Raw genomic sequence first — 12627 nt, forward strand, 5'->3', positions numbered from 1 at the left:
GCGTTCCTGACGGACTTTGCACGCTATATTGCAGGTGAAGGCAAATGGGAGAACGGAAAGGCGGGAAAATGATGAAGCTGGAGTATGATTCGCCCGGTACGGTATGGAAAGAGGCTCTTCCGATTGGCAACGGACGGCTGGGAGCAATGGTGTTCGGAGCAGCGGAAACGGAAAGAATCCCGATCAACGAGGAGACGTTGTGGTCGGGGGCGCCGCATGATTATAACCGGCCGGACGCGGGGCAATATTTGCAAGAAGTCCGGAGCCTGATTTTCAATGATCGGATCGAGGAGGCGGAGCGGCTGTTTCTGGACGGCATGATGGGCGAGCCGATCCATCTGCAAGCCTACCTGCCTTTTTGCGAGCTGAATCTGGCGTTCCCCGGGCATCGCGAGGTTACGCGATATCGGCGTGAATTGGATCTGCGGCGGGCGGTGGCGACCGTATCCTATGAAGCCGACGGATGCGAATACACGCGCGAAATCTTCTGTTCCCGCCCGAGCGGCTGCCTGGTGATTCGGCTTTCATGCGGCGAGCGGGGCAGTATCGCCGTAGACGCGTCTTTGTCCAGCGTCCACCCCGATGCGTCCGTTCAATCGGACGGAAGCCGTGCGATTCGGCTGACTGGACGGACCGGAACGCGCAAGGGTCCAAGAAATTGGAGCGGCTCTTGGGAAGGTCCGGGACTCCGATTCGAAGGGAGGCTCACGGCTTTTTGCGAAGGCGGCTCGTGCGCGGCCGGCGACGGCGTCCTGCGCATAGCGGAAGCGAGTGCCGTAACCCTCGTTTTTTCCGGAGCGACAAGCTTCTTGAACTACCGGGACATCGGGGGCGATCCTTCGGAATTGAACAATCGGTATATGGCGCGCGTCTCCGAACGACCTTATCGCGAGTTGCTGGACGAACACGTCGAAGACCATAAAGCCTTGTATGAACGAGTCTCGATAAGGCTATGGGGAGCCGGGGCGGACGAGCAAACTGGCGGCAAGCGGCGTCCGACGGATCGGCGCGTACTCGACATTCGGGAGACGGAGGACCCGTCGCTCGCCGCGTTATATTTTCAGTTCGGCCGGTATTTGCTCATTGCGTCTTCCAGACCGGGCGATCAGCCTTCCAACTTGCAAGGCATATGGAATGAAGAAGAATGGCCGGAATGGGGAAGCAAATGGACGACCAACATCAACGTCCAGATGAATTACTGGCCGGCGGAGGTCGGAAACTTGCCGGAATGCCACCTGCCGCTGTTCGATCTGATCGACGATCTTCGCGTCACCGGCGCGCGCACGGCGGAACTCTATTACGGCGCGAAGGGCTTCGTCGTCCACCACAATACCGATTTATGGCGCGCCGCGGCCCCGGTCGACATCCATGCCGGAATATGGCCGATGGGCGGGGTATGGTTGGTCCAGCACTTATGGGATCACTTCGAATACAATCCCGACCTTGACTTTCTGAGGGTACGGGCCTACCCTGCCATGAAAGAAGCCGCCCGATTCGTGATGGACTTCCTGGTGGAGGCTCCCGAAGGCGTCAAATTCGCCGGTCTGCTGATTACCAATCCTTCCTATTCACCAGAGAACGCGTATCGGGACGGCCGCGATCGAAGAAGGCATCTCACGATCTCGTCCACGATGGACGTGCAGTTGATCCGAGACTTGCTCGAACGTTGTTTGATCGCAAGCGAGCTGCTGGGCGAAAATTCGGCGTTCGAACACGAAATCCGAAAGGTTCTGGACCGGATCCCCCCCATGCAAATCGGACGATTCGGCCAATTGCAGGAATGGCCGGAGGATTGGGATCGACCGGAAGATTCGAACGGCCACGTTTCTCACCTTTACGGCTTATATCCCGGCAATCAGATATCCGAGAATACGCCCGAAACGTTCGAGGGGGCGCGCAAAAGCCTCGAGCTTCGCCATCGGAGCAAGGACCGAATCCTGGCTTGGCCGGCTGCTTGGCGGATAGCACTGCACGCCAGATTGCGAGACGGGGAGAGCGCGCGCAAGCGGCTCGTCGATCTCTTGGCGGGATCGACCAATCCGAATCTGCTCAATCAGCATGAGCCGTTTCCGATGCAGATCGACGCCAATTTCGGCGGAACCGCGGGTATTGCGGAAATGCTGCTGCAAAGCCGATCCCGCTATCGAAACGGAAAAGCCGAATACGAAATCGAATTGCTTCCTGCCTTGCCGGAAACATGGCCGGAAGGCTCCGTCTCGGGCTTTCGCGCCAGAGGGGGATTCGAAGTCGGCATGACTTGGGCGAAAGGAAGCTTAATCGGAGCCGAGATCCGCTCCCTTTGCGGAATGCCTTGTACGCTGCGCTATAGGAAGCGATCGATCCGATACACCGTGAAGGCTGGCGAATCGTTTCAATTTGATCCGTTCTCACGTTAACCGGGGTTTGCGGAATTGTAAATCTGGGAGGGATGCGCCTCTATCGGAATTCTTTAGTACATGATATGTTAACGATATATGGATTCCGCATCGGAGGGAAACGCCGCCTTGAGCATCATGCGCAAAATCGTGCTTGGTTACGTGATTATGATCTTTATCCCTGTTCTGGCATTCGGTTATCACTATTACACGCAAATCTACGGCAACCTGACGCAACAATTCGTGGAGAGCAGGCAGAAAATCCTGGAGCAGGCTTACGCCAATCTGAAAACGGATTTCGCCCGAATTCAGTCGGTCCACCGGGTGCTGCAATACAATCCTTACTTGACCGATTATCTGGACGGCGTATACGAATCCGACGCGGACAGCATCTACGCGCTTACCCGCTATATTCTCCCGCTGAACACGCAATCGATGTTCGCTAATCCGGAGATCGAATCCATCGTCATTTATAAGATGAAGGATCGGGTATTGCCCATCACCAATCTGTTTCGCGACCGGTCTATGCTGGATCCGCAAACGGAACAAACCGTCTCGTCCCTGAAAGCCGGACAGGGGAAATGGCTGCGCGCCGATCCCGCGGCGTCGGATCCGGACCTGATCTATTACCAGTACATTTACAATACGCAAATTACGGAGCGAATCGGCCTTCTTGAAATTCGGGTACGCAAAAGTTTAATCCATAACTTCTATGCGGCCGCGGGTGTGGAAGGAAGTTGGAGAGCGTTGCTGTTGTCCGGACAGGGTGATCCATTGACGAACGAAGCGCCGGCGTTGGACAAGAAGACATTGGGTCTTCTGCAAGCGGATGACAGGAAATTTTTTATCAACCGGCAAACGATCGTCAATCAGCTGAAGCTCGAGCCGCTGGACGTTCGCGTCATCGTCACCGGTCAGGTGGGAGAAGTATTCCGTTCCGTGAAGAAGAAGGAAATCGTCTTGGTGACGATGATCGTGCTGCTGTTGATCGCTCTATCCATCGCCTATTACCTGCTGGCTTCGACGATTACCAAACGGATTCTTCGGTTGGCCCGGCATATGCGTACGCTGAACGACAATAACCTCAGGCAGCTGACGATCAAAAACGGCAAGTTCGAAAAGGATGAAATCGGCTTCCTGATCGTCACCTATAACGCGATGGTCCGGCGAATGGACGAGCTCATCAACAACGTCCATCGAGCTGAAATGCGCAACAAAGAAGCGGCATACCAGGTGCTGCAAGCGCAGATCAAGCCTCATTTCCTCTATAACACGCTCGAGACGATCCGCATGGTCGCCGAGGCTAACGACGACAAGGAAGTCGCCGATATTTCCTTCTGGTTCGGGAAACTGATGCGGTACAGCTTGTCGTCCGCGCGGGAAGAAACGGTTCTTGCGAAGGAAATCGAGATGGTTTCCTTTTATATGAACATCCACAAAATGAGGCTCCAAAGCAGGCTGACTTTTGAAATTCAAGTTGCGCTGGATGCCGAACGGCTGGCTTGTCCGCGATTCCTTTTGCAGCCGCTTATCGAAAATGCGATCGTGCATGGAGCTTCCGCCGTCCTTCGACCCGTCCATATCTCGCTGCAGGCGACGGAAACGGAAAGCGAGATTACGATCGACGTTACCGACAACGGCAACGGGATTACGCCGGAGAAGCTTCTTGCGCTTCGCGAACGGCTGTCCAGGCACGACGAGCCTAGAAAGGCAGAGGAGCAGGTCGGCGTAGGTTTGAAAAACGTCAACGAACGAGTCAAAAGCTTCTTCGGAGGAGAATCCCGACTGGAAATCCTCAGCGAGTCGGGCAAAGGAGCCTGCTTGCGCATTATCATCGTGAAAAGGAAGGTGGCGGACGTTGAAGATCTTGATCGTAGACGACGAACCTTTGATTCTGAAAGGGTTAGTTAAAATCGTCGAGGAAGTCGCGCCTGTCGGTTCCGACATTTGCTCGGCCCTCAATGCCCCGGAGGCATTAGAGACAATGAAGCGCTTTATGCCCGCTGTGACGATAACGGATATCCATATGCCGGAGAAGAACGGATTCGAATTAATTCAGGAGGCCAGGCTTGAGGGGTTATGCGATCGATTTATTATCCTGACCGGCTATGACGAGTTCGACTATGTCCGTCAGGCCCTTCGCTCGGGCGTCGTAGATTACTTGCTGAAGCCTTTGGACAAAAAGGAAATCGCGTCCCTGCTGAGCCGCGTGAAGGAGGAGCTCCCCGCCGCATCGGATTCGGATTACAGTCGGCACGCCGAACGGATATTGGCCTATTTGCAAATGAACTATATGAACGATCTGTCCCTCGACCATCTTGCGGATCGCATGAGTCTGCATCCGAATTATATTAGCAGCTTGTTCAAGAAGGAGACGGGAGACACCCTCGTCAATTACTTGAATGCGTTACGAATCCGGGAAGCGCAAAAGCTGCTGAAAACGCAGCCTCATTCGACCGTTTGCGCGATCAGCCGTCAGGTCGGCTTCGATACCAAGCACTACTTCGCGAAGGTGTTCAAAAAATACACGGGAACGACTCCCGGCACCTACCGCGAAAATCAAGAAGAAATCGAACGTCATGAATCGCCTAATACCTGAAGGTTTTCTTCATTCGCGCTTCACAGGCGAACAACTTAACAATTCCTTGCTTCATTCTCTGACGGGGATTAATTTCTTGAAACCAGAAAGTTTATTGTTCGCCAGCATATCTGGATTAGATGAAAAGGTAGAAGCTATAACAACTGAAACTCCAGTTTCATCCACCTCATCAACGATTGGTTTAAATAACCAATCACCAACAATTATTTCAACACATCCAAACTAATGTGACCCTCAAGATGATGAACCTCAGAAGAATAACGATACGGCTACCAATAATAATACTCATCAGAATGAAAATAATGGTCAACCTTTTAATTCTCCAGTAAAAAAAAACAAGATGCTATATTTATTTATCACTCTCATGCTGTGAATTGCGATTGATTTAATTAAACTCTTGTCTTTTGAAATTTTCAAGAGTCGAAAAACTGATGAATGATAAGGGAAGCGAAGGAACGATATCTCGCTTTCCTTTTCTGATTTTTTATTAAGCAAGATCCTCCTGCCCTTTGCTTAGTTTCTTGCTTATCTGTGGCGGTTACGGATATAACGTCCTGGAGGCATTCCTTCCGATTTCGTAAATTGCTTGGTAAAGGAATAAATATCCCCATAACCAAGACTAACGGCTACGTGTTTAATGGGGAGTCCGGAGAGGAGCATCATTTTGGCCTGTTTCATTAAATGTTCAATGTGGTACCGCTGAGGGGAAACTCCGGTTGTGGCTTTAAATAGCTTCCTGAAATTCTCATAGCCCATATTTACGGCTGCTGCGGCTTCCTTAATATCGTAATGAATATCATTGGCGCCACCGATTAGTTGGCAAGCTTTTGAGATTTTATGATCATTGTGCTCTCTCTGAGTATGATGTACGCTGCCGTGCAAACGGATAATGAGTTCTTGAGCTTTCATCAGCAAATAGGGGAGCCTTTCATCTACAGCGGATTTAAGAGAGTTCAGCAGGGCGGCAAATTCATTCAAAATATCGCTTGTATGTCGTGTCGGCTGCACCTCTTGGTCGGAATTTATGATGCCTAGCGTTTTGAGGTAATGATAGACAGGATAACCTATGCTGATATAAAACTCGATCCATTCCCCATTCGGCTCGATTTCGGTGGAGTGCATACGATCGGGCAAACGTTGTACCAGATCCCCTGCTTGCATTGTAATAACAGTGCCTTCCTTTGAGATAAATCGTCCGTTGCCTTGCAGGACCAACAAACAGCTGTAATATCCGATCCTGAAGTCATACTGGGAGCGCTCTGCCGTTCTTTTTCTCATAAAGCCGCATGACAAAATGCCCAGGTCGAAATCGTCTCCGATACACCGGTATACGACATCGTTTTCTTTTATAGCATCGAAATTCATATCGTCACCGCACCTACCAAAATGGATAAATGAATTACCAGACCTAACATTTTATATGAAAACTTGTCCTTATATTATAAGGGTATCGACTTTCATAGCACAACCAATTAAGACAATTTATGAGGGGGTTATTCGAAACGTATGAAGCTGAACAGAGACTGGGAGAATCCGCATGTCGCTCACAAGAACCGTCATCCCATGCATGAGCCGTATGGAATATACGAAACCGTGGAACAGGCGCTAAGCGGCGACCGGAGAGCGTCAAAATACGTAAAATGCTTAAACGGCACTTGGAAATTTAAAACGTTTTCATCTCCGGATGTAGTAACTGATGAGTTTTATCATCCTGCATATGACGTGTCCAAATGGGATGATATCCCTGTTCCTTCCAACTGGGAGTTGTTCGGATACGGGAAACCTATATACACTAATATTAAGTATCCCTTTGCGCGGAAGGGGGCGGACTCTCATCACGAAATTCAACTGAAGCAAGATGAATTTGTTTTGAATCCGCCTTATGTGCCGGAGGATAACCTCACCGGATGTTATGTCCTATCGTTCGAAATTCCTGAACATTTTAACGGCAGAGATTTGTTTATCGATTTTGCCGGTGTGGAATCCTGCTTTTATCTGTGGTTAAACGGGAAGTTCGTCGGTTATTCGCAGGACAGCAAGCTTAACGCTTCTTTTGATATTACCGATTACATCCAAACGGGGCAAAACCATTTGGCCGTTCAGGTGATGCGATTCGGAGCCGGTTCTTATCTGGAGGATCAGGACTACTGGCATCTATCGGGTATTTTCAGAGATGTTCTGATTTATGCAAAACCGCGAATGCGAATTCATGATTATAAAATCGAAACGCTTTTCCCGGGTGATTATGACAATGCCGATTTAGCCGTGACGGTTTATCCTAATAATCAAGCAAGCTGTTATGGGGAAGCTCACGTGCGTCTGTCTCTTTATGATCACGATCGAAAATTGGTTACGCAATTTGAGACGCCGAAGTTTGCGGATTTCAGATCCTACCTGCAAGACAACTATGTGGCGAAAGTCAAACAAACCATTAAGAGTCCCCAATTGTGGAGCGACGAAATTCCTTACCTCTATAAATTGGTATTGGAAATGATCGACCCTGACGGAAATGTCGTTGACATCGAGAGTGCAAATGTCGGCTTCCGAGAAATCAGCATCGATAACACCGGGATATTGAAAATTAACGGCAAACGTCTCATAATTCGCGGAACCAACCTTCATGCATTTTGTCCCGAAACGGGGCGCGTGGTGTCAACGGAGTATATGAGTGAGCAGATCAGGATCATGAAATCGCTAAATATCAATGCGGTAAGAACGAGTCACTATCCGCATGCCGTCGAATGGTACGACCTTTGTGATGAACTGGGCATATATGTTGTGGATGAGGCCAATATTGAGACCCATGGCATCGGCGGCCAGCTCAGCGCATCTCCCGAATGGACGCATGCTTATATGGAACGTGCAGCACGGATGGTGTTGCGAGATAAGAATCATCCCTCGATCATTCTGTGGTCCTTGGGAAATGAGTCCGGTTACGGAGCGAACCATGCTGCCATGTACGGGTGGATGAAGGAATATGATAAAACAAGATATGTTCAGTATGAGTCCTTAAATCCTCCGGCCAATATTTCCGATATCATGGCGCCCATGTATCCTCAGAAGGATTGGATCGTGGATTGCATGACGAGCAGCGATGACTTGCGGCCGTTTATTATGTGTGAATATGCGTACGCGAAAAGCAACAGCAACGGGAATTTCAAGGAATTCTGGGACCTTATTTATAAATTCCCGCGGTTTCAGGGCGGCTTCATTTGGGATTTCCAGGATAAAGCGCTTGTCCGGCATGATGAATCTGGGAACAAAAAATATGTTTATGGCGGCGCATTCAAGGAAGAGATTATTGATTCCGCGCCCGATATGTGCCTGAACGGCATTATATTTCCGGATTTAACGCTGAAACCGGCTGCCTATGAAATTAAAAATATACAAGCTCCCGTCCAGATCGATTATTTTGAACGGCCTTATGATGTTCCCGGTAATAAAAGTTATCGAATTTATAATCATTATACGCATCGGGACTTAAGCCACCTGGACATCGGTTGGGAACTTGTTTGCGACGGGAAGGTTGTGGAAAACGGTACATTACCCCGATTACACACGCCGGCCGGAGCTATCGAAAGTCTTCAGGCACCATACGATCCAACCAAGGTCTCTGGGGAAGCGTTCCTGAATTTTTATGCTTATCTGAACGAGGACACCTATTATGCAAATAAGGGAACCTGTATCTATGCATGCCAGGTCGAGTTGAAAGATTCCGTATATGAAATACATACCGGGGATATTCAAAGTGGGAGCCTGGTATATGAAGAAGCTGCGGATCGAATTCATATTTATAATGAAAATACGAACGTGGTCTTCTCGAAAGAAACGGCAGAGTTCATTTCTGTCAGATACAATAATCAAGACTACTTTACGGGCGGAGCGAACAATTTCTATCGGCCGCCAACGGGGATAGACGCAGGTGTGCCTGGTGAGACGCTAAACTATGCAGATGATTGGAGAAGCCTCGGGCTGGACTCCGATCAGAAAGAGATCAAGAATATCCGGGTATATGCAGCGCCTGCATCAGTCATCATTCAGGTTCATGTTCTTTATCATGGATGCATTGAAACACTTACGGAGTATGCGATTGGAGGTAAAGGCATTGAAATTACTAACACTGTCGTGAATAATGCTAATGTCGATACCTTACCGAGAATCGGTCTGAGCTTTACCTTCCCTGCTGCCTGGAAGAGTATCAAATGGTATGGCCGCGGGCCATGGGAGAACTATGCGGACCGTAAAGCGGCTGCCTTCATCGGTATATATGAAAGCTCTGTTGAAGAACAGCATGTTCCCTACATCGTGCCGGTTGAGTGCGGGGGCAAGGAAGATGTCCGTTATTTGTATGTGTCGGCGGATGACCGCAACGTAAAAGTTACCTCGGCGGGTCACTTCCATTTTGACATCCATCAGTACAGCATCGGACAGTATGACAATGCCGCCTATGAGGACGAGCTTGGCACATCCGATTCTGTTTTCCTTCATATCGATTACAAACATGCAGGTCTTGGTGGAGATACTGGATGGACCAAAAATATTCACGATGAATATAAAATCGAAAAGGGCATCTATGTATACAAGATCACTTTAGAGATCGTGGATTGAATAGTAGATCCTCGAAAGCGAAGGATAGAAGTGAATTTTTGATAAAGGCACTGGCCAAAGTCAGAGGTCTTTATTGATTAACGACGATTCATTGGCATTGGCTTCTAGTACATCGGATCAGACTCCGCAATGTGCATCAGCGCCTTATTCTGACTTACGGATAAGGATATGGGCTGAAGCAATTCCTTGACTACCTGGCGTCCGAACAGGCTCAAGTCCTGATCAACTGGGGCGTTGAAGGAAAGCATTATGTAATAGAGAACGGCAAACGCTCCAGTATCATATTCATGGAAGGGTACTGATATACATCATATAATACCGAGGAGGTACGGAGGCACGAACACATATGGAATGAAAAATAGAATTGATGATAACCTGATACCTTTGAGTAAATCGGTACATTATAAATTTAGTTATTTTTTCACAAATTACAGTTAGAGGACTGACTATAATGAAAGTTTATAAATATGGTTATATCGATCGAGATGGTGGATTTGTTATTGAACCTGTTTTTGATTTTGCTACTTCATTTGAAGGAGGGCTGGCATCCTGTGATGTTGAAGGAAAGAGCAGGTTTATTTCAAAAGATGGCACAACAGTATTAGAAACGAACTATTCTTTTGTGAGTAACTTTTCATGTGGCCGAGCGTTGTTTACTGACCGTAGTAATTTTGGATACTTAGACAAAGAAGGAAACATAGCAATTCCTGCAGTATATGAGCAGGCATATATTTTTTCTGAAGGTTACGCCAGAGTTTTAGCACCAAATGGGAAATTAGCTTTTATTGATGTTGAAGGGAATATGATAACAGCTCCGATCTACGATGGAGCAGTGCACTTTGTTGATGGTATGGTGACGGTGAAAGCTAAGGATGGGAAGTATGGGTGTGTCAACATTGCAGGGGAATTTACAATAGATCCAATATACGATTCTCCTATATTGTTTTCAGAGGGTTTGGCAGCTGTAAGTATAAATAAAAAGTATGGATATATTGATAAAAATGGCCAAGTAAAGATTCCATTGCGCTTTAAATATACGGAAGGCTTCCATAGAGGTTTAGCATCGGTTTTGGTTGGTAAAAGGTATGGCTTTATAGATAAAACCGGACAAATGGTGATAGATCCTACCTTTAATGATGTAGAAAACTTTGTTGCTGAAAATCTTGCTCCTGCTAAGGTAGATAAGAAATGGGGGTATATCAAGCCAAATGGCGAGTTTGCAATTGAACCAAAATTTAAAGATGCTTCTCCATTTTCAGAGGGTAGGGCTTTTGTAACTGAAAAGAATTTTCAACTGATCAACACCAATGGAGAATTAATTAGTACTCTAAATCAAGTGACCCTAGTCAATTCTTTTTCAGAGGGGTTAAGCGCAGTCCAAGTGAAAATGAATGGTTAATGTGAGCGATTTTAATAACTCTATAGTGCCACTGTTGTTAAATGCTACTTTAATAGAGTATGTGATCAATAAATAGAAGAATAGTGGTATTAAGTGATTATGTCTTCACTCTATGACTTATTTTCAAGACAAATTACTTCATGGGGTACACATTCTATTGGTGCTGATTTAAGTACTGAGAATGGTTTTGCTGGCCATGGCGTAAAGATAGCGGTTTTGGATACAGGAATTGCGAATCATTCCGATCTTAATATCTCTGGGGGATATTCTTTTGTAGATGATACTCCTGTATATAGCGATGATAATGAACGAAAGGATGTGGAGTGCTTATGATGTCAGATCCGTCACAGATGACCATATTCGACTTCTTGGAAGAGAACGAGGACCAATTCAAGGAATCGTTGCCGGATTTCCTTGCCAGGCTTTCTCCATTGCTGGAAAGCGTGAAGGATTTAACGACGCTATTAGAGGGACAGTATTCTTTGAGATCATCAGGTTCGCATCTATTTTCAAACCTGAATTTATACTCCTTGAAAACGTCACAGGACTCCTCAATCATGACAAAGGGAGAACGTTCGAGACTATCATCGGAACGCTGGATGAGTTGGGGTACGTGGGGGAGTGGTGTGTGCTTAACAGCTCGGCCTATGTGCCACAAAACAGAGAACGTGTCTTCATTGTCGCAAGTCTTAGAGGATCAAGTGAACGAAAAATATTTCCTTTCAGAGAAGAAAACAACAAGCCTGCTAAAGACTCTAAAACAATAGCTTCTAAGGTTATGATCGCTGGAAATGTAAATCCGAGCGGAAGAGGTATGAATGGCCAAGTCATTTCTGCAAACGGACTAGCGCCGACACTTACAACGAATAAGGGTGAAGGTAACAAAATTTTAGTTAATGTATCACAAAAGACAGCTGTCAACGAAACAGGGGAAGCTGCTTGTTTAGATGCAAGTTATTTCAAAGGATTAGGAGCCAATCAAGCGCGTACAGGGGTCATGGAACCCATGGCTGTATTAACACCTGACCGCGAAGAGAAAAGGCAGAACGGACGTCGATTTAAGGAGCCAGGGGAACCATCTTTTACGCTAACAGCACAGGACAAACATGGAATCTATGATGGTTATCGTATTCGCAAACTAACACCTCTTGAATGTTTTCGACTGCAGTCTTTTCCGGACGATTGGTTTTATACACTCAAAGGATATGGGATAAGCGATTCCCAATTATATAAAATGGCAGGCAATGCTGTAACGAGCCGAGTTGCTTATGAAATCGGTAAACGATTGATGGATTCCTTCAGCATTTAATGTACTTGAGTAAAGCAGCCGATCATTATGATTGGCTGCTTCTATGTTTTTATTGAACTATCGTGTCCCATTAGTTTAACGCACGTTTACTTCCTCTGCATTCGATTTGGAAATTTTTATTTTTACCATAATCAATACGAAAGCAAGCAATGTAAACATAATTCCGCTCCAGATGAGTTGATGTATTCCCAAGTGAGAAATAAACCAACCACCGATAGAAGCCCCTACAGTAATTCCAAGATTGGAAAATGAGACAAACAAGCTGTTGCCGAATTCGGGAGCTTCTTTCGCCTCGGTCGTTAACCATGCTTGACTGACAATAAGCCCGCCGGAATGC

General features: G+C 47.2%; 9 protein-coding genes and 1 pseudogene. 8 read left to right on the forward strand and 2 right to left on the reverse strand.

From position 1 onward, the window contains the following. The first annotated feature begins 68 nt into the window (after nucleotides 1–68). From AC1DM9_RS05080 to AC1DM9_RS05095, 4 genes are all read left to right on the forward strand, one after another. Nucleotides 69–2396: a glycoside hydrolase family 95 protein gene (locus AC1DM9_RS05080; protein ID WP_477578875.1), complete on the forward strand. Its 2328-nt coding sequence runs from the start codon at nucleotides 69–71 to the stop codon at nucleotides 2394–2396. Between the two features lie 117 nt (nucleotides 2397–2513). After that, nucleotides 2514–4286 carry a sensor histidine kinase gene (locus tag AC1DM9_RS05085; RefSeq protein ID WP_477578877.1) on the forward strand — a complete coding sequence of 591 codons (1773 nt, stop codon included), beginning with the start codon at nucleotides 2514–2516 and terminating at the stop codon, nucleotides 4284–4286. Then, a complete protein-coding gene (locus AC1DM9_RS05090) occupies nucleotides 4234–4974 on the forward strand; it encodes a response regulator transcription factor (protein WP_477512851.1) in 741 nt (246 codons plus the stop codon). Before AC1DM9_RS05085 ends, AC1DM9_RS05090 begins: the two co-directional genes overlap by 53 nt. A gap of 76 nt (nucleotides 4975–5050) precedes the next feature. Then, a complete protein-coding gene (locus tag AC1DM9_RS05095) occupies nucleotides 5051–5200 on the forward strand; it encodes a hypothetical protein (RefSeq protein ID WP_477578879.1) in 150 nt (49 codons plus the stop codon). Nucleotides 5201–5499: 299 nt separating this feature from the next. Here AC1DM9_RS05095 and AC1DM9_RS05100 read toward each other — a convergent pair whose 3' ends face one another. Continuing rightward, nucleotides 5500–6339 carry a helix-turn-helix domain-containing protein gene (locus AC1DM9_RS05100; protein ID WP_477512849.1) on the reverse strand — a complete coding sequence of 280 codons (840 nt, stop codon included), beginning with the start codon at nucleotides 6337–6339 and terminating at the stop codon, nucleotides 5500–5502. Nucleotides 6340–6480: 141 nt separating this feature from the next. Between AC1DM9_RS05100 and AC1DM9_RS05105 the strand changes: the two genes are divergently transcribed. From AC1DM9_RS05105 to dcm, 4 genes are all read left to right on the forward strand, one after another. Beyond that, entirely contained in the window at nucleotides 6481–9582 is a 3102-nt protein-coding gene (locus tag AC1DM9_RS05105; protein ID WP_477578881.1) for a glycoside hydrolase family 2 TIM barrel-domain containing protein, read from the forward strand. A gap of 451 nt (nucleotides 9583–10033) precedes the next feature. Beyond that, nucleotides 10034–10981, forward strand: coding sequence for a WG repeat-containing protein (locus AC1DM9_RS05110; RefSeq protein WP_477578883.1), 948 nt, complete (start codon nucleotides 10034–10036; stop codon nucleotides 10979–10981). A gap of 99 nt (nucleotides 10982–11080) precedes the next feature. Next, nucleotides 11081–11314, forward strand: a complete 234-nt coding sequence (locus tag AC1DM9_RS05115) for a S8 family serine peptidase (protein WP_477578885.1) — start codon at nucleotides 11081–11083, stop codon at nucleotides 11312–11314. Continuing rightward, nucleotides 11286–12290 carry a DNA (cytosine-5-)-methyltransferase gene (gene dcm, locus AC1DM9_RS05120; RefSeq protein ID WP_477512845.1) on the forward strand — a complete coding sequence of 335 codons (1005 nt, stop codon included), beginning with the start codon at nucleotides 11286–11288 and terminating at the stop codon, nucleotides 12288–12290. Before AC1DM9_RS05115 ends, dcm begins: the two co-directional genes overlap by 29 nt. Before the next feature lie 75 nt (nucleotides 12291–12365). Here dcm and AC1DM9_RS05125 read toward each other — a convergent pair. After that, nucleotides 12366–12627, reverse strand: a pseudogene (locus tag AC1DM9_RS05125) (MFS transporter); the annotation flags it as partial.

It is taken from the genome of Paenibacillus sp. 01T431, assembly GCF_056398625.1.

Coding starts and splice junctions, on each gene's coding strand:
- AC1DM9_RS05085 (WP_477578877.1), top strand. CDS start 2,514: ATGCGCAAAATCGTGCTTGGTTACGTGATTATGATCTTTATCCCTGTT.
- AC1DM9_RS05080 (WP_477578875.1), top strand. CDS start 69: ATGATGAAGCTGGAGTATGATTCGCCCGGTACGGTATGGAAAGAGGCT.
- AC1DM9_RS05110 (WP_477578883.1), top strand. CDS start 10,034: ATGAAAGTTTATAAATATGGTTATATCGATCGAGATGGTGGATTTGTT.
- AC1DM9_RS05115 (WP_477578885.1), top strand. CDS start 11,081: ATGTCTTCACTCTATGACTTATTTTCAAGACAAATTACTTCATGGGGT.
- AC1DM9_RS05100 (WP_477512849.1), bottom strand. CDS start 6,339: ATGAATTTCGATGCTATAAAAGAAAACGATGTCGTATACCGGTGTATC.
- AC1DM9_RS05105 (WP_477578881.1), top strand. CDS start 6,481: ATGAAGCTGAACAGAGACTGGGAGAATCCGCATGTCGCTCACAAGAAC.
- dcm (WP_477512845.1), top strand. CDS start 11,286: ATGAACGAAAGGATGTGGAGTGCTTATGATGTCAGATCCGTCACAGAT.